Below are 18,960 nucleotides of genomic sequence, written 5' to 3'. Positions count from 1 at the left end.
CACGAAAACACGAATTCCCTTTCACCACCTCGCCTGACCGCCCCCCGAAAGGTCATGCTCCTTCGCGCGCCTACCCGAACTTGCCCGTGCGCGGAAAGCCCTTTGGCACCATGCGGCCGGCCGAGGCGCGGGCGCCGATCCATTCGGCAAGCTCGTCACGCGATTTGGTGAAGGTGCGATCTGCCGAATCCTGCCAGGACAGACCGCTTGCGAGCGTGAAGGTCTTGAGGTCGAGGACACCGCCATCCTTGTATTTCTGCAGGCGCACGCCCTTGCCGCGTCCCATCTCCGGGATCTCGGCCAGCGGGAACACCAGCATCTTGCGGTTCTCGCCGACAATGGCGAGATGGTCGCCGGCGACAGTCACGCAGCGCTGGGCCTCGTCGGGCGCCTTGACATTCATCACCTGCTTGCCCTTGCGGGTGTTGGCGACGACCTCCTCTTCCTGCACGATGAAACCGTTGCCGTCATGCGAAACCAGCAGCAGCTTGCGCTTGGGATCATGGACGAAGGCGGTGACGATATCCTGGTCGTTGTCCATGTCGACGATGATGCGGATCGGCTCACCATGGCCACGCCCACCCGGCAGCCGGTCGGCGCCGATCGTGTAGAACTTGCCGCCGGTGGTGAAGACCAGCACCTTGTCGGTCGTCTGGGCATGGAAGGCGAGCTTGAGGCTGTCGCCTTCCTTGAAGGTCAGGGCAGAGTGATCGGTCAGATGACCTTTCATGGCCCTCAGCCAGCCCTTTTCCGATACGACGACGGTGACCGGCTCGCGCTCGATCATGGCGTGGGCGATATCGGTCAGGTCATGTTCGGGTGCATCTGCGAACTCGGTCCGGCGCTTGCCGATCTCGGTCTCGGGCCCATATTTCTGGCGAACATTGGCGACTTCCCACTTGATCGTCGCCCACTGCTTGGCGTCGGACGCAAGTAGCGCCTCGATCTGCTTCTTCTCGCCGGTCAGGCCGTTGAATTCCTCACGAATCTCGAATTCCTCGAGCTTGCGCAGCGCCCTCAGCCGCATGTTGAGGATGGCTTCGGCCTGGGTGTCGGTGAGTGACCAGCGGGCCATCATCACCTGCTTGGGCTCGTCCTCCTCGCGGATGATCCTGATCACCTCGTCGATGTTGAGGTAGGCGATCAGATAGCCGGCGAGGATCTCCAGCCGCCTCTCGATCTCGCCGAGACGGTGCTTGGAGCGGCGGATCAAGACGTCGCGGCGGTGCTCAAGCCACTCCTTGAGCACGCCTTTCAGCGACAGCACGTTCGGCACCTTGCCGCGCGACAACACGTTCATGTTGAGCGGAAAGCGGCTTTCGAGCTCGGTCAGCTTGAACAGCGATTCCATCATGATGCCGGGATCGACCGAGCGGCTCTTCGGCACCAGCACGACGCGGATGTCCTCGGCGCTCTCGTCGCGGATATCCTCGAGCAACGGAAGCTTGCGCGCAATCAAGAGCTCGGCGATCTTTTCGATCAGCCTGGCCTTCTGGACGCCGTAGGGGATCTCGGTGACGACTATGTTCCAGGTGCCCCTGCCCTGGTCCTCCTGGCTCCATTTCGCCCTGACGCGAAAGCCGCCGCGACCCGTTTCGTAGGCTTCGAGGATCGAGGCTCGGCTGTCGACGATGATGCCGCCGGTCGGGAAATCCGGACCTTGCACGAAGTCCATCAGCTTGGTGACGGGCGCATCCGGATGATCGATCAGGTGAAGCGCGGCGTCGCAAAGCTCGGCCGCATTGTGCGGCGGGATCGAGGTCGCCATGCCGACGGCGATGCCGGACGAGCCGTTGGCAAGCAGGTTCGGGAAGGCGCCGGGCAGCACGGCCGGCTCCTCGTCTTCCTCGTTGTAGGTCGGGCGGAAATCGACCGCGTCCTCGGTGATGCCTTCCAGCAGCAGCGTCGACACGTCGGTCATGCGCGCTTCGGTGTAGCGCATGGCGGCGGCGTTATCGCCGTCGATATTGCCGAAATTGCCCTGCCCGTCGACCAGCGGGTAGCGCATCGAAAAATCCTGCGCCAACCGCACCAATGCGTCGTAGATCGACTGGTCGCCATGTGGATGGAACTTGCCCATCACCTCGCCGACGATGCGGGCGCATTTGGCAAAGCCCTGGTCGGGGTTGAGCCGCAACAAGCGCATGGCATGCATTATGCGGCGATGCACCGGCTTCAACCCGTCGCGCACGTCCGGCAGCGCCCGGTGCATGATGGTCGACAGCGCGTAGGCGAGATAGCGCTCTTCCAGCGCCTTCTTCAGATCGACCGGCTCGATATTGTCGCCGCCGCCAGTTTCAGGCGGCAAAAGCCTTTTTCCCATGGGCTGGCACTAGCCGAGCGGGTGATTCGCGGCAAGAGGCGCCGGCATACGTCCTCCTAAAGCGCGTCGCGTTCGACCGGCCTTATGCGCGCGCTTTAGGTCCTTGTTTTGATCCATGTCGCGCAAAACCGCTGCACACTTTTGCGCGACCTGCATTGTGCAACAGGAATTGGAAGCGTCGCGACGCCGGCCAACATCAATCCGTTACATCCGGCTTCTATCGCAAGCCTGATGGATCGGGTTTGCCTTTGGCCGCGATTTTCGACCATTGTGCCGAGGCCCGCCTTTTTCCGGTCCAGTTCGTCGCTGAATGGTGACGACGCGACGATTTGAAAAGAATTTCAGGACACTCTCAGGGGAGCTCTCGATGACGATCAGACACTCGACACTTATTAAAAGACTGGCTTTTTCGACCTTTTTGCTGACGCTGCCGCTGAATGCGGCGTTCGCGCAGGATACCGCGGTCGCCGACCGGCTGAAGGCTGCCCTCGCCGCCCAGGGCGTCGACCTCTCCTGGACCGGAGTAACCGGCGACACCTCCAGCATGGTTCTGCAAGGCGTAGCGGTCAGACCGGCGGCCGAAAAGGAGGCGCTCAAGATCGGCGACGTCAAGCTCGAAGGCGTGACCGAAGCCAATGGCGGCTATCAAATCGCGACCGTATCGACTTCGCCGTTCGAACACAGCGAAGATGGCGTCACGCTCAATCTCAGCCCCTTCGTCATCCACGACATGACGGTTCCGGCCGAAGGCGCAAGCGGTCCGCTGGGCTCGCTGATGATGTACAAATCGGCCGAGCTCGAAAACATGACCGTCAAGGTCGCCGACAAGCCTGCCTTCTCGATGGACGGGCTTGCCATCGCAATCACGCCGCCGGCCGACGGCAAGGCCATGGCGTTCTCCGGCACCACGGAAAAGTTCACTGCCGACCTGACGCTGGTCGAAGATCCGAAGTCCAAGGAAGTCATCAACGCACTCGGCTACCAGAACATATCGGGCAATCTTGAGATGGAAGGCACCTGGCAGCCTACCGACGGCAAGATGGATTTGTCGAAATACGAAATTTCGGTCGACAATGCCGGCACATTCGGTATGACCTTCAATCTCGGCGGCTACACGCTGGATGTCATCAAATCGATGCAGGAGATGCAGAAGAAGATGGCAGCTCAGCCTGAAGGCGCCGACAATTCGGCGCAAGGCATGGCCATGCTCGGGCTGCTGCAGCAGCTATCGTTCAACAGCGCCTCGATCCGCTTCGACGACGATTCGCTGACCAAGAAGGTGCTCGATTATGCCGGCAAGCAGCAAGGCATGTCCGGCAAGGACATTGCCAACCAGGCCAAGGCGATCGTGCCATTCGGCATGGCGCAGCTCAACAATCCGGAACTGACGGCGCAGGTTTCGGCCGCGGTCAACAAGTTCCTCGACGATCCGCAGAGCATCGAGGTCTCGGCCGAGCCGCCGGCAGCGGTGCCGTTCGCGCTGATCATGGCGGGCGCCATGTCCAACCCGCTCGACCTGCCGAAAACGCTTGGCGTGACGGTTACCGCGAACGAAGACTGACCGAGACAGCCTTCAAGCAAAAAGCCCGGCAGCGATGCCGGGCTTTTTTATGAATCCACAGGACCGGTTCGGAGCGTTTCCTAAACCTCTTTCTTCGTTGCCACGACGCGCAGCGACAATTCGCGAAGCTGCTGCGGACTGGCTTCCGACGGGGCGTTCATCAACAGGTCGTAGGCCTGCTGGTTCATCGGGAACATGGTCACTTCGCGCAGGTTCCTGGCACCGACCAGAAGCATGACGACACGGTCGATGCCGGCCGCCATGCCGCCATGCGGCGGCGCGCCATACTGGAAGGCACGGTAAAGGCCGCCGAAGCGTTCCTCGACGGTTGCGCGGTCCAGCCCGACCGTTTCGAACGCCTTGACCATGGTTTCCGGCAGATGGTTGCGAATGCCGCCTGAGGCGATCTCGAAACCGTTGCAGACCATGTCGTACTGGAACGCCTTGATGCCGAGCAGATCCTCGCCGTTAAGCGCATCGATGCCACCTTGCGGCATCGAGAACGGATTGTGCGCGAAGTCGATCTTCTTCTCCTCCTCGTTCCATTCGAAGAACGGGAAGTCGACGATCCAGCACAATTCGAAGCGATCACGGTCGACAAGGTTGAGCTCCTCGCCGGCGCGGGTGCGCGCCGCACCCGCGAAGGAGACGAATTTCTTCGGGTCGCCGGCGACGAAGAAAGCGGCATCGCCATCGGCAAGGCCGAGTTGTTGGCGGATCGCCTCCGTGCGCTCCTCGCCGATGTTCTTGGCCAGCGGCCCGGCGCCTTCGAGCTTCTCGCCCTCCTTGCGCCAGAAGATGTAGCCCAGCCCGGGCTGGCCCTCGCCTTGCGCCCATGAGTTCATGCGGTCGCAGAAGGCGCGCGAACCGCCGGTCTTGGCCGGAATGGCCCAGACCTCGGCCTTCGGATCGTTGGCAAGGATGTTGGCAAATACCTTGAAGCCGGAATCGCGAAAATGATCGGAGACGGCCTGCATCTCGATCGGGTTGCGCAGGTCCGGCTTGTCGGTGCCGTATTTGCGGATCGCGACATCATAGGCGATGCGCGGAAACTTCTGCGTCACCGGCTTTCCGGCGGCAAAGGTCTCGAAAACGCCTCGCATCACCGGCTCCATGGTGGTGAACACGTCCTCCTGCTCGACGAAGCTCATCTCCACGTCGAGCTGGTAGAATTCACCCGGCAGACGGTCGGCGCGCGGGTCCTCGTCGCGGAAGCACGGCGCAATCTGGAAGTAGCGGTCGAATCCGGACACCATGATCAGCTGCTTATACTGCTGCGGTGCCTGCGGCAGCGCGTAGAAAGTGCCGGGGTGGATGCGCGACGGCACCAGAAAGTCGCGCGCCCCTTCCGGCGACGAGGCGGTCAGGATCGGCGTCGAGAATTCGGTGAAGCCGACCTCGCCCATCAGCTTGCGCATCTCGGCGATGATTTTCGTCCGCGCGACGATATTCTTGTGCAGCGTGTCGCGGCGCAGGTCGAGGAAGCGGTATTTGAGGCGGATGTCCTCCGGATAATCCGGCTCGCCGAAGACCGGCAGCGGCAATTCCCTGGCCGCCGACAGCACCTCGATCTCGCGCGCAAAAATCTCGATCTCGCCGGTCGGCAAATTAGGGTTCACGGTGTCGGCGAGGCGCGCCTTGACCTCGCCATCGACGCGGACGACCCATTCACCGCGCAGGGTCTCGGCGATCTTGAAGGCCGGCGAATCCGGATCGGCGACGATCTGGGTCAGGCCGTAATGGTCGCGCAAATCGATGAACAGCAGGCCGCCATGGTCGCGCACGCGATGCACCCAGCCCGACAGGCGGACGGAAGAGCCGACGTCGCTCTTCCTCAACTGGGCACAGGTATGGCTGCGGTAACGATGCATTGTCATTGCTAGGTCCGGATGTTGGTTGCGGCCAAAGCACGATGGCCCGGCCTGAAAATTTGCGCGAAAAGCACATGAGAGTGTGCATTTGTCAAGGCAAGCGGCGCCCGGGTGGCATCTCGGTTCGAACTTCGGCTTTCAAGCCCTTCGGACCTTGGGCGCAGACAACGGTGGACGATCTCGATGCCTCCCTGCGCTATTCTGCGACGATACTCAACCAGCCAACTTCCCGCAAAATGATCTCCGCAAGTTCCTTTGGCATCTTGCCATCTGTGGGTACCACAAACAGATCTTCGGCTGCTTCACCGGCCATGCGCCTGGCTTGTCGAAACGAGCGCTGTGCCTGCTCTTCCGCACCGGATCCAATCTCGCGCTGTGCTAGACGCGCGAGTATTGTGGGTTCCGTAGCGGACAGACGAACCACCGTAATCCGCGCGTCGGGTATGGCAGCAAGAATCCACCGCCGATCGAATTGGAGGTGCATCATGACACCCGACATAATCAAGCGCGAGTGGCCCAGCACCCGATATGTTGACCAGATCGCAGCCAAATTGATGCTGCTGACATCAACAGTTCCAGGCTGAATTCTTTCAAGGTCCTCGGCACTTGGGCGGGGGAACACTCTGTCGATTTCGTCTGTCTCGATAACCGCGTGAGCTATCTGCGCTGCGCTGAGTTGAGCGCTCATTTCCCAGCACAGCGTGGTCTTGCCCACGCCAGCCGGGCCGGTGATCAGCAGGATCTGCATGTCGTCTCGCCATTCGATTTTTGAGCGGGGACGTTCCGCGAACGATGGCGAGTTGGCAAGCCTCTGTGTGCGACGAAATGTTCAGCACCTCATCCCTTGACCCCGCCTGCGGTGAGGCCGGAGATGATCTTGCGCTGGAAGATCAGGACGAGGATGACGAGCGGCACGGTGACGATCACCGATGCGGCCATGATGTTGCCCCACGGGATCTCGAACTGCGAGCTGCCGGAGAGCAGCGCGATGGCGACCGGCACGGTTCGCTGCTCGTTGTTGGAGGTAAACGTAAGCGCGAACAGAAATTCGTTCCACGCACCGATGAAGGCGAGAAGCCCGGTGGTCGCCAGCGCCGGCCACATCAGCGGCAGGAAAACGCGGCTGATGATGATCCAGGGCGTGGCGCCGTCGAGGATCGCCGCTTCCTCCAGCTCGATCGGCAGGTCGCGAACGAAGGCGGTGAGCACCCAGACGGTGAACGGCAAGGTGAAGATCATGTAGGACAAGATCAGCGCGAACGGCGAATTGTAAAGGCCGAAGGCCCGGATCAGCTCGAAAAGCCCGGCAAGCACCGCCAATTGCGGGAACATAGAGACGGACAGGATAATGAGGAGCAGAACCGAGCGGCCGCGGAAGCGGATGCGCGCCAGGGCATAGGCGGCGGTGACGCCGAGGAACAGCGAAATGACGACAACGGCGCTCGAGATGACCAGCGAGTTCACGAGGTTACGCAGGAAGGTCCCCTCGGTGAAAACGGTCTGGTAATTGCTGAAGGTGATCGTCTTCGGCCAATAGTCGATCTGGAAGAGCGCCGTCCCTGATTTCAGGCTGGTGACGATGGCGTAGTAAAACGGGAATACCGCGACGACGACAATAATGGCGACGAGGAGGTAGAAAGCCGTGCGCTTGACGATCCACATGGTCAGCAGCCCCACATGATCAATAGTCCTTGTCCAGTCTTATCCGGCCGAGCCACAGAACGAGCATGGTCAGCAAAGCGAGGATGAGGAAGAGCAGCGTCGAGGCGGCGGAGCCGTAGGCAAACTTGTCGAACTCAAACAGGCTCTCGCGGGCAAACACCGACATCGACTTGGTGTGGATGTTGTTTGGCGTGAGCACGTAGATCAGGTCGAAGATGCGCAGCGCATCGAGACCGCGGAAGATCATGGCCACCATCAACGCCGGCCGGATGAGCGGCAAGGTGATCTTCCAGAAAACTTTCCACGCGCCGACGCCGTCGAGCTTGGCGACCTCGTAGATTTCCTGTGGAAGCATCTGGAGGCCGGCGAGAATGAGAAGCGCCATGAACGGGGTCGCCTTCCAGATGTCGACAATGAGGATGGCGACCATGGCCGTGTCGGCGCTAGCCGTCCAGGCGATCTTGGTGCCGATCAGGCCGAGCTTGAGAAGGACGTCGTTGATGATGCCGAACTGGTCGTTGAGCATCCACTGCCACATTTTCGCCGAGACGATCGTCGGGATGGCCCAAGGGATTAGAATCGCGGCGCGCACCATGCCGCGGCCGCGAAACTTGGTGTTGAGCACCAGCGCGACGATCATGCCGAGCACCGTCTCGCAGGTTACCGAAATCACCGCGAAGCGCACCGTATTCCAGACGGCGCGCCACCAGACCGGATCGGCGAGCAGCCCGTCATAGATGACGCGGCCGCTCGGCATTTGCAGGATGGAGAAATAATTGGCGAAGCCAACCCAGCGACGGGCTTCCAGGTCGGCGAGCGAGGCATCGGTGAAGCCGAAATAGATCGTGCGCATCAACGGCCAGCCGGCAACGGCGGCGAGCACGATGAGCATCGGGGCAAGCAGCAGCCATGCCGAGCGCACACGCTGACGCGCCAGCAGCGAGCCTGAGCACGGCGAGGTCACCAGGCGGTGCCCTTGAGCCTGGTCAAGGAGAACTCCAGATCGGCGAGGTTGTCGGCTGCCGTGCCCTCGCCGGACATGGTGTTGTGGACGGCGGTCCAGAACTCGCTCGATGCCTCATTGTACCTGGTCTTGGCCTGGGCCGAGGGACGCGGCACCGCGTTGAGGACGACTTCCTTCCAGCGCGGGATAACCGGCTGGGCGCTGGCGATGTCGGCATCGTCATAGAGCGCCTGAATGGTCGGCAGATATGCCCCCTTCAAGGCGCGGTACTTCTGCATCTGAGGCGAAGCGATCCATTTGACCAGCTCGACGGCTGCGGCCGGGTTCTTCGAATATTTGGAAACCGCAAGATTCCAGCCGCCAAGCGTTGCTGCCGGGCGGGCGCCCTCACCCGACCCGGACGGCAGCGTCGTCACCTCGAACTTGCCCTTGATGGGGGAGCTTTCGCTGTTGCCAAGCGCATAGGCGTAGGGCCAGTTGCGCATGAAGACGGCGTTGCCGGTCTGCCAGACACCGCGCGACTCTTCTTCCTGATAGGCCAGAATGCCGGGAGGCGAGATGGTTCCCACCCAGCTCCTCGCCATTTCCAGCGCCGCGGCTGCTTGCGGGTTATTGATGGAGATCGTGCCGTCCGGCTCGATGATCTGACCACCGCCGTTCGACTTCACCCATTCGAGTGCATCGCAGGTCAGTCCCTCATAGGCGTTGCCCTGGAAAACGAAGCCCCACATGTCCTTGTTGCCGCCCTCGCGTTCCTTGTCCATGACAAGCTTGGCAGTATCGGCAAGCTCGGCCCAGCTGGTCGGGACCTTGGCGCCGTATTTGTCGAGGAGATCCTTGCGGTAATAGAGCGCCGGAGCGTCGGTGAATATCGGCAAGGCGACGAGCTTGCCGTCGACGGTCTGCGATTTGATGATCGATGGGAAATGAGCGCCGACGACATCCTTGGTCGCCGCGGTCAGGTCGACGAGCTGCTTTGCAAGCTGGGGAGCCCAGATGACGTCCGTCTGATAGACGTCGACGTCGCTGTTTCCAGCCGCAAGCCAGAGCCTGTATTGACTAAACTGATCGGTCCCCGAGGGCGGCACCGGAACCACGCTAACCTTGTTGCCGGTCTTCTTCTCGTATTGATCGAGTATCTCGCGAAGGATTCTCTGGCCGTTGCCGGTATCGCCCGACACCATGGCGAGGTCGACAGCCCGCGCCGGCCCGGCCGCCAGAACTGCGGCCACGGCAAATCCAGCAAATGCGGGATGAAACTTCATGATGACGGATCTCCCTTTGGAGCTTCAGGCAGCAGCAGAAACGGACGTCGATGCCCGACACCGTCCTCAGCACCACCAGCACTGAACTACAAAGATACGCCTTGGGTTCCCAAGACGGAGCATCCGGCGCGACGCGGTAGCGCAAGTTCCCAAGGCAGCCTATGGCCCTGCCTGGCCCCAACGCCTCCGGGAATTGCCGCTGGCATTGGCGAAGGCGATGGTTCAAGAAGGATCAACGACAGGCTTTCCTTCATGTCCTCCATCCGCCCGCTGATTCCGCTCCTGATCGCCGCCGGCATCCTGCTCGGCGGCAACGGCCTGCAGAGCACTTTGATTGCGCTGCGTGGTGCGCAGGAGGGTTTTCCCGCTTCCTCTATCGGCCTGATGGGCACGTTCTATTTCGCCGGCTTTTTGCTCGGCTGCCTTGCCGTCACCCGCATCATGAAGTCCGTCGGCCATGTGCGCGCCTTTTCCGCGCTGGCGGCGATCGCCTCGGCGGGAACGCTGCTGCTGGTGCTGGTCATCGATCCGGTGATGTGGTGCGCCGTGCGCTTTGCCGGCGGGTTCTGCTTTGCCGGCCTGTTCACCATCATGGAAGCCTGGCTGAATTCCGGCGTCACCAACACCGACCGGGCGCGGGTGCTTGCCATTTACCGCATGGTCGACATCGGTTCGGTGACGGGCGCCCAATTCCTGATCCCGATCTTCGGCGCCGGCGGCTTTGCCATCTTCGCCATTATGTCGATGATGATCACCGTGTCGCTGGTGCCGGTTTCGCTCGGCGACCGCTCCAACCCGACGCCGCCGGAAGACGTCAAACTCGATTTGGCACGCGTCTGGCGCATCTCGCCGCTTGGCTGCTTCGGCTGCATCGCCGTCGGCGTGACCAACAGCGCCTTCCGCACCCTGTCGCCGGTCTATGCCGAGCAGATCGGCATGTCGGTCGCCGACGTCGTCACCTTCGTCAGCGTCGGCATTTTCGGCGGCGCCATCATCCAATATCCGCTTGGCTATCTCTCCGACCGCTGGGACCGGCGCTCGGTGCTGCTGATGACGACGTGCTGTGCGATGGTGGCGGCACTGGCGCTGGCGTTCGTGGCAGGCGGCAGCCCGTTCCTCAACTTCCTGCTCGTCTTTATCTTCGGCTGCTTTGCCATGCCGCTCTATTCGTTGTCGGCGGCGCATTCCAACGACCGCGCCGACAAGGGCGAGTTTGTGCTAATCAACGCAGCCTTGATGCTGTTTTATTCCTTCGGCGCCATTGGCGGCCCCTTCGCAGCCTCGACGGTGATGCAATATTTCGGGCCGAGCGCGCTGTTCGTGTTCAGCGCCACCGTCTATGCGATCTTCGTGGCGGTCATCCTTTTCCGGATGCGGGCGCGCTCTGCTGTGCCGGCGAGCCATCGCAGCCGTTTTACGGCGCTGTTGCGCACATCGACGGTTTTTGCCCGGTTGGCGAAGCGGAATGCCGATCCCGATGAACCCGCAAAGCCCGATAAAGGTGCTTGCGCTTGACGAAAGCGCGCGCGGCTGAAATTGAAAGAGACCCTATCCCTTGCCAAAAGCGATTTGATGCACGTCATCACCACCCAGAACGAACTCGAGACCGTTATTGCCGCTTTCGAAAAGGCGGAATTCGTCACCGTCGATACTGAATTCATTCGCGAAACGACCTTCTGGCCGATCCTGTGCCTGATCCAGATGGCAGCGCCCGGGGTGACGGCGCTGATCGATCCGCTGTCGCCCGACATCGACCTGAAACCGTTCTTCAGGCTGATGGCCAACGAGGCGATCGTCAAAGTCTTCCATGCGGCGCGACAGGACATCGAAATCATTGTGCATCTCGGCGATCTGGTGCCGCATCCGGTGTTCGACACCCAGGTCGCGGCGATGGTCTGCGGCTTCGGCGACAGCGTCTCCTACGACCAGCTGGTGCAGCGCATCACCGGCGCGCGGCTCGACAAGTCGTCGCGTTTCACCGACTGGCGCCATCGTCCGCTGTCCGAAAAGCAGCTCGACTACGCGCTCGCCGACGTCACCCATCTGATCGAAGTCTACAAGCACCTCAGCGCCGAGTTGGTGCGGGAAAACCGCGCCCACTGGCTGAACGAGGAGATGGACGTGCTGACCTCGCGCGAGACCTACGATCCGCATCCCGAGGATGCCTGGAAGCGGCTCAAGATGCGGCTGCGCAAGCCACAGGAACTGGCGATCGTGCAGGCGGTGGCCGCCTGGCGCGAACGCGAAGCGCGCGAGCGCGACGTGCCCCGCGGCCGGGTGCTCAAGGACGATGCGATCTACGAAGTAGCGCAGCAGGCGCCGCGCGATACGGCGGCGCTGAGCAAGCTGCGTACCACGCCGAAGGGCTGGGAGCGCTCGTCGACGGCGACGGCACTGCTTGGCGCAGTCAACGCTGCCCTGGCGCTGCCCAGGGAAGAGATGCCGAAGCTGCCGAAGAGCTTCCAGCCGCCGGAGGGGTCGAGCGCCGCGGCGGAGTTGCTGAAGGTGCTGCTGCGGATCGTTGCCGAAAAGGAAGGTGTCGCATCGAAGGTACTCGCCTCCAGTGACGACATCGATCGCATCGCTGCAGAGGGCGAGGACGCCGATGTGCCGGCATTGCAAGGCTGGCGGCGCGCCGTCTTTGGCGAGGCCGCGCTCAGGCTGGTGCGCGGTGAACTCGCGATCAGGTTCGACAAGCGCAAGATCGCGGTGTTCGATTTGTAGCTTGAGCTTGCTCAGACCAAGCCGAGCAGATGCAGCGCCAGCCATATCCAGCCAAGTGCGAGAACTACCGCGCCCACGTAGAATGCCCTGCTGCGCAGGATTAGCCGATTGCTGGTCAAGTGGACCGATGCGTGAAGATAGCGGGAGACGACAAAGATCCACATCAGCGCCAAGGTCAGATAATTGACGCCATTGGTCACGTGCAGCGTCAGGCATAAGACGTAGAAAAGCACCGGCAGTTCGAACTGGTTGCTCAGATTGTTGGCGACGGTGATGCTGGAACCAGGCTCCGTCGAGCGCGTCTTGAACTGGCCGGTCTTGGCTTCGCCCGACCTGACCGCACCATAGCGGCGCCGGCCCATTACGACATAGACGATATAGACCAGCAGCACCTGCGCCAGCATCGGCCAGAAGATCGCGGTCTGGTTCAAGACGCCCTCTGTCGTTGTCACCCAGCCTTCAAGGCCGTTTCTGAGCCATCAGAGTGAAAGCCGCAATGACGGTCACCGGCACCGCCAGAAGCGCGAATTTGGTGACGATCAGCGCCGAGGCAAAGGATAGCGAATCCGGATTGGCAGACAGGAAATCGGACAAAAGACGAGCCACGGCGATGTTCTGGGCATAGTCGGCGAGCGTGTAGGGCAGCACCAGCACAGCTGCGAATATCGACTGGGTTTGCGCAGGCAGCGAATGGAAATTCTTCAGCCGCCGGCCCGTTGCCAGGATCAGGCTGACCATCGTCAGCGACAGCAGCGCCGGAAACAGCAGGTCGAAGGTCAGGTAATGCCAGACGAGAATGATCTCGCTGCCACGCCGGCCGAGCGCCGTCAGCCAGGCCATGCCCTCATCCGGAGTGAAACCGGCATAGCGCATGTCGAGCGAGGGCAGACCGCCGCTCAATTGGCGAAAATAGAGGAACTCCATCGCCGTCATGATGATGAAAATCGCCACGGTGGCGAAACAGAGTGCGGCGGCGTGGCGCGACAGCCGCAGGATCATCGCCGCCAGATTGCGCCAATGCGCATGGCGATCAGGCTCCGCCAGGATAATTCGGGCTTTCGCGGGTAATCGTGACGTCATGGGCGTGGCTTTCACGAAGTCCGGCATTGGATATCCGCACAAAAGTGGCGCGCTCGCGGAAATCGGCAAGGTCGCGGCCACCGACATAACCCATAGCGGCTTTCAGGCCGCCCGCAAGCTGGTGCAGCACGCCAGACACAGGTCCTTTGTACGGCACCTGCCCTTCGATGCCTTCCGGGACCAGTTTCAGCGTGTCGCGCACCTCGGCCTGGAAGTAGCGATCGGCGGAGCCGCGCGCCATCGCGCCGACCGAGCCCATGCCGCGATAGGCTTTGAAGGAGCGGCCCTGGTGCAGATAGACCTCGCCCGGGCTCTCGTCGGTGCCGGCCAGCAACGAACCGATCATCGCCGCGCTGGCGCCGGCGGCCAGCGCCTTGGCCAGATCGCCCGAATATTTGATGCCGCCATCTGCAATGACCGAGACACCCGATTTTTGCGCCGTCTCGACCGCCGACATGATTGCCGAGAGCTGCGGCACGCCGACGCCGGCGACGATGCGGGTGGTGCAGATGGAGCCCGGCCCGATGCCGACCTTGACCGCGTCGGCGCCAGCATCGATCAGCGCCAGCGTGCCTTCCGCTGTGGCGACGTTGCCGGCCAGGATGCGAACCGAGTTGGAAAGCTTCTTGGCCCGCGTCACCGCATCCAGGACGCGCTGCGAATGACCGTGCGCGGTGTCGATCACCAGAAGGTCGACGCCGGCGTCGATGAGGCGCTCGGCCCGCTCGAAACCATCATCGCCGACGCTGGTGGCGGCGGCGGCGCGCAAGCGTCCCTGCGCATCCTTGGTGGCGTGCGGGTTGAGCTGCGACTTCTCGATGTCCTTGACCGTGATCAGCCCGACGCAATTGCCGTCCCGATCGACCACAACCAGCTTCTCGATGCGGTGCTGATGGAGCAGCCGCTTGGCCTCGTCCTGATCGACGTTCTCCTTGACGGTGATCAGGTTCTCGCGGGTCATCAGCTCATAGACCTTCTGCGCCGGGTCCGAGGCGAAGCGGACGTCGCGGTTGGTCAGGATGCCGACCAGCCGGCCGACCGTGTGGCCGCCGGTGCCGCCGTTCTCGACCACCGGAATGCCCGAAATGCTGTAGGTGCGCATCAGACCCAGCGCATCGGCGAGCGTCGCCTCGGGACCGATGGTGACGGGGTTGACCACCATGCCGGATTCGAATTTCTTCACCTGCCGCACCTGCTCGGCCTGTTCGGCCGGCGAGAAATTGCGGTGGATGACGCCGATGCCGCCGGCCTGGGCCATGGCGATGGCAAGCCGCGCCTCGGTGACCGTGTCCATGGCGGCCGACAGGATCGGCACGTTGAGGTCGATGTCGCTGGCGATGCGGGTGCGGATGTCGGTCTCGCCAGGCATGACCTCGGAATGACCCGGCTGCAGCAGCACGTCGTCAAAGGTCAGCGCCAATGCGCCGGTGGACGTCTCGATGATTTTTGCCATGGCCAGCCCTCGGAATGCAGGAAAGGCGCTCGCCCTGGATGGACAGCGCCGACTCGTCTTCTTCCCTTTCAGGATTGGCGCTGGCTCGTAACACGTCCCGTCGCCGTTGAAAAGCCGATGGTTGTATAGTGGCGACGATGCATTTTGCCCCAGGTGCTGCGCACGACTTGCGGTCGCACAAACGTGACAGCAAATTAATGCGACATCCGGGCCAAGGCGTGATAACCGCCCTACGTGTCGGTTTGGCCCCAAGGCCGGCAAGCAATAGCGACGCACATTTCAAGGCCGGATCCATCGTGAACCGCACCATTCCGCTTATTCTGGCGGTCGCTCTATTCATGGAAAACATGGATTCGACCGTCATTGCGACATCGTTGCCGGCGATCGCCATCGACATCCACACCAGCCCGATCGCGCTCAAGCTGGCGCTGACCGCCTATCTGGTATCCCTGGCGATCTTCATTCCGATCAGCGGCTGGATGGCCGACCGCTTCGGCGCCAAGAATGTCTTCCGCGCCGCGATCGCCGTGTTCATCATCGGTTCGGTCGCCTGCGCCATGTCCAATTCGTTGCCGGCTTTCGTGGTCTCACGCTTCCTGCAAGGCATTGGCGGCGCCATGATGACGCCGGTCGGACGCCTGGTGCTGGTACGCGCCACGCCGAAAAGCGAACTCGTCGCCGCCATGTCGTGGCTGACCGTCCCGGCTCTGGTCGGCCCCCTGGTCGGTCCACCGGTCGGCGGCTTCATCACAACCTATTTCACCTGGCACTGGATTTTTCTGATCAATGTACCGATCGGGCTGATCGGGATCTGGCTGGCCACGCGTTTCCTGCCGAAGACCGACGCCGCGCAGACGCCGCCGCTCGATTTCATTGGTTTCGTGCTGAGCGGGCTGGCGGCATCGGGCATTGTGTTCGGCCTGTCGGTGGTCAGCCTGCCGGCCCTGCCGCCGGCTGCCGGCTTTATCACCGTTGCCGTCGGGCTGGCATCGGCGGTGCTTTATCTGCTGCACGCGCGCCACGCCAAGAATCCGCTGCTGGCGCTCGAGCTGTTTCGCAATCGGGTGTTCCGCTCATCGGTGCTCGGCGGCGGACTGTTCCGCATCGGCATTGGTGCCGTACCTTTTCTTTTGCCGCTGATGTTCCAGATCGGTTTCGGGCTGACGCCGTTCCAGTCCGGCATGATCACCTTCGTCTCGGCAATCGGCGCCATAGGCATGAAATTCGTCACTGCCCTGATCTTCAGGGTCGCGGGCTTCCGCCGTGTGCTGATTTCAGGCTCGCTCGTCGCGGCCGCGTCCATCGCCGTCAACGGCCTGTTCACACCCGACACACCCTATGGGCTGATCCTCGCCATGCTGCTCGCCGGGGGCTTCATCCGTTCGATGTTCTTCACCGGCATCAACGCGCTTGCCTATGCCGAGATTTCAGCAGCCGACACCAGCAAGGCGACGCCGATCACCGCGGTGTTCCAGCAGTTGGCAATCGCGCTCGGTGTGGCGCTGGCCGGCGGCATCCTGGAAGTGTCGACCAAGATCCATGGCGGCCCACTGACGCTGAGCGACTTCCACACCGCCTTCTTCATCGTAGCGGCGATGTCGGCGGCAGCCTCGCTGTCGTTCATGCGGCTGGCGCCGGACGCCGGCAATGCCGTGTCGGGACATGGCCGACTGACACCGCCGAAGACGCTGGAGCCGGTGAGCCCGCCGGGGAGTTGACCTTTGCTCGTACTTACGGACGCCGGAGGCGCCCCCCTCTGTCCTGCCGGACATCTCCCCCACGTGGGGGGAGATCGGACGTGACATCGGCTTTCGCCAATATTCAACGTTGCAGGATTAGACAGCGCGCCGAAGCTGCCAATCTCCCCCCTCGTGGGGGAGATGTCCGGCAGGACAGAGGGGGGCGCGAAGGATCGCTACAGAGCGATTTTCACGCCGCGCCGTTTCCGCCTTTAAAATCCTTCGCCAACAAATACAGCTCCACCGACTCATCGCGCGAGGCCGGCGGCTTGACGTGATGGACCGAGCGGAAATTCCGCTTCAGCCTCGCCAGCAATTCGTTTTCGGCGCCGCCCTGAAAGGTCTTGGCGAGGAAGTGGCCGCCCGGCTTCAGTACCGACAGCGCGAAATCGGCCGCCACCTCGCAAAGATGCATGGTGCGGATGTGGTCGGTCCGCTTGTGGCCGGTGGTGGGTGCGGCCATGTCGGAGAGCACGATGTCGGGCTGGCCGCCCAGCGCCTCGGCCAGCTTCTGCGGCGCCTGAGGATCGAGGAAATCCATCAGCAGCACCGGCGCGCCCGGCACCGCGTCCATCTCCAAATAGTCGATGCCGACGACGTTCGGGTGTTCCGCGGTAGATTTCGTACGTGCGGCGGCGACCTGGCACCAGCCGCCGGGTGCCGCACCAAGGTCGATCACCTTCATGCCTGGCTTGAGCAAATGGTGCTTGTCGTCGATCTCGATCAGCTTGTAGGCCGCGCGCGAGCGATAGCCGTCGGCCTTCGAGCGCTGGACATACGGATCGTTGATATGGCGCTGCAACCAGCGGCGCGACGATTCCTTCAAGCCGCTTTTCTTCTTGATCTTCGTCTTCAGCACGCGAATGCTGGCCGAACTCGGCTTTTCCGGTTTCTTCGTCATTGCCGGCCACGCCCACTGTTTCGCCAGACGCCGTCATCGGCCATCAATTCGCTCAATATGCCCTCGCGCAGGCCGCGGTCGGCGACACGCAGCCGCTCCGACGGCCAGACGGCACGTATCGCCTCCAATATGGCGCAGCCGGCCAGAACCAGGTCGGCGCGGTCGGCGCCGATGCAAGGATTGGCGACGCGCTGCTGGAAATCCCAGCCGACCAGCTTTTCGACCATGCGGTCGACGCTGTCGCGATCCATCCACAGCCCGTCGACGCGGCGGCGATCGTAGCGTTCGAGATCGAGATGGACGCCGGCCAGCGTCGTCACCGTGCCCGAGGTGCCTAGCAAATGGAATTTCGGGCTGGACAGGAGGTGGCTCAGCCGGTCGCGCCCGTCGAAGGCGCGCAGCCGCATTGCAACATCCTCGACCATGGCGCCAAAGATCTCGCGCGTTACCGTGCGGCCGCCAAAACGCTCGGCCAGCGAGACGACACCGACCGGCAGCGAGGTCCACGAGACGATATGGTTGGCAAGCCTTGGCGAGCGATGGCCGGTGAGGTCGATCAGCGCGATTTCGGACGAGCCGCCGCCGATATCGAACAGCACGACGCCTTGCGTGTCGCGCTCGACCAGCGAGCCGCAGCCCGACACCGCCAGCCGCGCCTCGGTCTGGCGGTCGATGATCTCGAGCTTCAGGCCGGCCTCGCGCTCGACGCGCTCGAGGAACTCGACGCCGTTGGCGGCGGTGCGGCAGGCCTCGGTGGCGATCAGCCTGGCCTTCCTGACCTTGCGGTTGCGCAATTTGTCACCGCAGATCTTCAGCGCCTCGACCGCGCGGTCCATTGCAGCCTCGCCGAGCCGGCCGTTGGCGGTAAGGCCTTCGCCCAGCCTGACGATGCGCGAGAAGGCATCGATGACGCGGAACTGGCCATGACGCGTCGGCACCGCGACCAGCAGACGGCAATTGTTGGTGCCGAGATCGAGCGCGGCAAACACCGGCAACTCCTGCAGCGGTGGCGGCGTGCGGGCACCTTGCCCCGGCCTTGGCGACGTTGCCGGGGCTGAGGGCGGAGGCACGTAAGCCGCTGGCTGGGGCGGAGGCGCGGCCGGGGTCTCGTTGGCGGCGGGCACCGAAGCGCCGGCCGCCAGCGGACGAGCTTCGTCGCGCGCGAAAACCTTGCGCCCGCGCCGGCGCTTGCGCCGCTTCTTGGGTTTGCCGTTCTGATGCGGGCCTTTTTGGTCTTGGCCCTTTTGGTGCTGGGACGTGTCGCCAGTCTGTCCGTTGCCGGACCGGGGCTGCACCTGACGGCCGTAGCGTCCGGTGGATGGGCTTGCCTGGCCGGACGGCGTCGGCGAACCCCTGGACACGCCCACTTCCGGCGCACCAGCGCCGGCTTCGTGGTCTTCCACTGTGGTTCCTTCCG

At 62.7% G+C, this 18,960-nt stretch carries 15 protein-coding genes; 4 read left to right on the top strand and 11 right to left on the bottom strand.

Features of this window, described 5'->3' with window-relative positions:
* Positions 1-70: 70 nt before the first annotated feature.
* Positions 71-2,323, bottom strand: a complete 2,253-nt coding sequence (gene parC / locus X760_RS44640; RefSeq protein ID WP_023717249.1) for a DNA topoisomerase IV subunit A — start codon at positions 2,321-2,323, stop codon at positions 71-73.
* Between the two features lie 367 nt (positions 2,324-2,690).
* On the opposite strand from parC, the gene X760_RS44635 reads away from it, so the two are divergent.
* Positions 2,691-3,884 carry a hypothetical protein gene (locus tag X760_RS44635; protein WP_023717248.1) on the top strand — a complete coding sequence of 398 codons (1,194 nt, stop codon included), beginning with the start codon at positions 2,691-2,693 and terminating at the stop codon, positions 3,882-3,884.
* A gap of 80 nt (positions 3,885-3,964) precedes the next feature.
* Here the strand turns inward: X760_RS44635 and aspS are convergent, their stop codons facing one another.
* The 5 genes from aspS to X760_RS44615 form a co-directional block, all read right to left on the bottom strand.
* Complete coding sequence (gene aspS / locus X760_RS44630; RefSeq protein ID WP_023717247.1) at positions 3,965-5,755, bottom strand: aspartate--tRNA ligase; 1,791 nt, start codon at positions 5,753-5,755, stop codon at positions 3,965-3,967.
* A gap of 196 nt (positions 5,756-5,951) precedes the next feature.
* Complete coding sequence (locus X760_RS0137045; RefSeq protein ID WP_023717246.1) at positions 5,952-6,503, bottom strand: AAA family ATPase; 552 nt, start codon at positions 6,501-6,503, stop codon at positions 5,952-5,954.
* Between the two features lie 89 nt (positions 6,504-6,592).
* Positions 6,593-7,417 carry a carbohydrate ABC transporter permease gene (locus X760_RS44625; RefSeq protein ID WP_023717245.1) on the bottom strand — a complete coding sequence of 275 codons (825 nt, stop codon included), beginning with the start codon at positions 7,415-7,417 and terminating at the stop codon, positions 6,593-6,595.
* A gap of 19 nt (positions 7,418-7,436) precedes the next feature.
* Positions 7,437-8,309 carry a sugar ABC transporter permease gene (locus X760_RS44620; protein WP_245278527.1) on the bottom strand — a complete coding sequence of 291 codons (873 nt, stop codon included), beginning with the start codon at positions 8,307-8,309 and terminating at the stop codon, positions 7,437-7,439.
* Between the two features lie 68 nt (positions 8,310-8,377).
* Positions 8,378-9,646 (bottom strand): ABC transporter substrate-binding protein, encoded by a 1,269-nt coding sequence (locus X760_RS44615; RefSeq protein WP_023717243.1) that lies wholly within the window; start codon positions 9,644-9,646, stop codon positions 8,378-8,380.
* A gap of 252 nt (positions 9,647-9,898) precedes the next feature.
* Here X760_RS44615 and X760_RS44610 point away from each other — a divergent pair, with 252 nt between their 5' ends.
* Both X760_RS44610 and rnd read left to right on the top strand, forming a co-directional pair.
* Positions 9,899-11,161: an MFS transporter gene (locus X760_RS44610; protein WP_023717242.1), complete on the top strand. Its 1,263-nt coding sequence runs from the start codon at positions 9,899-9,901 to the stop codon at positions 11,159-11,161.
* Positions 11,162-11,218: 57 nt separating this feature from the next.
* The gene (gene rnd, locus X760_RS44605) at positions 11,219-12,370 is read left to right on the top strand and encodes a ribonuclease D (RefSeq protein WP_023717241.1); all 1,152 of its coding nucleotides are present in this window, start codon (positions 11,219-11,221) and stop codon (positions 12,368-12,370) included.
* Between the two features lie 11 nt (positions 12,371-12,381).
* On the opposite strand, the gene X760_RS44600 is transcribed toward rnd, so the two are convergent.
* The 3 genes from X760_RS44600 to guaB are packed head-to-tail and all read right to left on the bottom strand — an operon-like array spanning position 12,382 to position 14,903.
* A complete protein-coding gene (locus tag X760_RS44600; RefSeq protein WP_023717240.1) occupies positions 12,382-12,801 on the bottom strand; it encodes an MAPEG family protein in 420 nt (139 codons plus the stop codon).
* Positions 12,802-12,829: 28 nt separating this feature from the next.
* Entirely contained in the window at positions 12,830-13,369 is a 540-nt protein-coding gene (locus X760_RS44595; RefSeq protein ID WP_031193481.1) for a hypothetical protein, read from the bottom strand.
* Positions 13,370-13,400: 31 nt separating this feature from the next.
* Complete coding sequence (gene guaB / locus X760_RS44590; protein ID WP_023717238.1) at positions 13,401-14,903, bottom strand: IMP dehydrogenase; 1,503 nt, start codon at positions 14,901-14,903, stop codon at positions 13,401-13,403.
* Between the two features lie 296 nt (positions 14,904-15,199).
* Between guaB and X760_RS44585 the strand changes: the two genes are divergently transcribed.
* The gene (locus X760_RS44585; RefSeq protein ID WP_023717237.1) at positions 15,200-16,621 is read left to right on the top strand and encodes an MFS transporter; all 1,422 of its coding nucleotides are present in this window, start codon (positions 15,200-15,202) and stop codon (positions 16,619-16,621) included.
* 211 nt (positions 16,622-16,832) lie between these two features.
* On the opposite strand, the gene X760_RS44580 is transcribed toward X760_RS44585, so the two are convergent.
* Together X760_RS44580 and X760_RS44575 are read right to left on the bottom strand one after the other, a co-directional pair.
* Entirely contained in the window at positions 16,833-17,543 is a 711-nt protein-coding gene (locus X760_RS44580; protein ID WP_023717236.1) for an RlmE family RNA methyltransferase, read from the bottom strand.
* On the bottom strand, positions 17,540-18,946 hold the full coding sequence (locus X760_RS44575; RefSeq protein WP_023717235.1) for a Ppx/GppA phosphatase family protein: 1,407 nt from the start codon (positions 18,944-18,946) through the stop codon (positions 17,540-17,542). The genes X760_RS44580 and X760_RS44575 overlap by 4 nt, the downstream gene beginning before the upstream one ends.
* Between the last annotated feature and the right edge of the window lie 14 nt (positions 18,947-18,960).

It is taken from the genome of Mesorhizobium sp. LSHC420B00 (genome assembly GCF_000503055.1).
GTDB lineage: Bacteria > Pseudomonadota > Alphaproteobacteria > Rhizobiales > Rhizobiaceae > Mesorhizobium.
The sequence above is the reverse complement of the archived record's forward strand: the minus strand, read 5'-3'. Positions and strand labels throughout refer to the sequence as shown.

Excerpts from the sequence above, each read along its gene's own strand:
- parC (WP_023717249.1), bottom strand. The coding sequence starts at position 2,323 with ATGGGAAAAAGGCTTTTGCCGCCTGAAACTGGCGGCGGCGACAATATC.
- X760_RS44635 (WP_023717248.1), top strand. The coding sequence starts at position 2,691 with ATGACGATCAGACACTCGACACTTATTAAAAGACTGGCTTTTTCGACC.
- aspS (WP_023717247.1), bottom strand. The coding sequence starts at position 5,755 with ATGCATCGTTACCGCAGCCATACCTGTGCCCAGTTGAGGAAGAGCGAC.
- X760_RS0137045 (WP_023717246.1), bottom strand. The coding sequence starts at position 6,503 with ATGCAGATCCTGCTGATCACCGGCCCGGCTGGCGTGGGCAAGACCACG.
- X760_RS44625 (WP_023717245.1), bottom strand. The coding sequence starts at position 7,417 with ATGTGGATCGTCAAGCGCACGGCTTTCTACCTCCTCGTCGCCATTATT.
- X760_RS44620 (WP_245278527.1), bottom strand. The coding sequence starts at position 8,309 with ATGCTCATCGTGCTCGCCGCCGTTGCCGGCTGGCCGTTGATGCGCACG.
- X760_RS44615 (WP_023717243.1), bottom strand. The coding sequence starts at position 9,646 with ATGAAGTTTCATCCCGCATTTGCTGGATTTGCCGTGGCCGCAGTTCTG.
- X760_RS44610 (WP_023717242.1), top strand. The coding sequence starts at position 9,899 with ATGTCCTCCATCCGCCCGCTGATTCCGCTCCTGATCGCCGCCGGCATC.
- rnd (WP_023717241.1), top strand. The coding sequence starts at position 11,219 with ATGCACGTCATCACCACCCAGAACGAACTCGAGACCGTTATTGCCGCT.
- X760_RS44595 (WP_031193481.1), bottom strand. The coding sequence starts at position 13,369 with ATGATCCTGCGGCTGTCGCGCCACGCCGCCGCACTCTGTTTCGCCACC.
- guaB (WP_023717238.1), bottom strand. The coding sequence starts at position 14,903 with ATGGCAAAAATCATCGAGACGTCCACCGGCGCATTGGCGCTGACCTTT.
- X760_RS44580 (WP_023717236.1), bottom strand. The coding sequence starts at position 17,543 with ATGACGAAGAAACCGGAAAAGCCGAGTTCGGCCAGCATTCGCGTGCTG.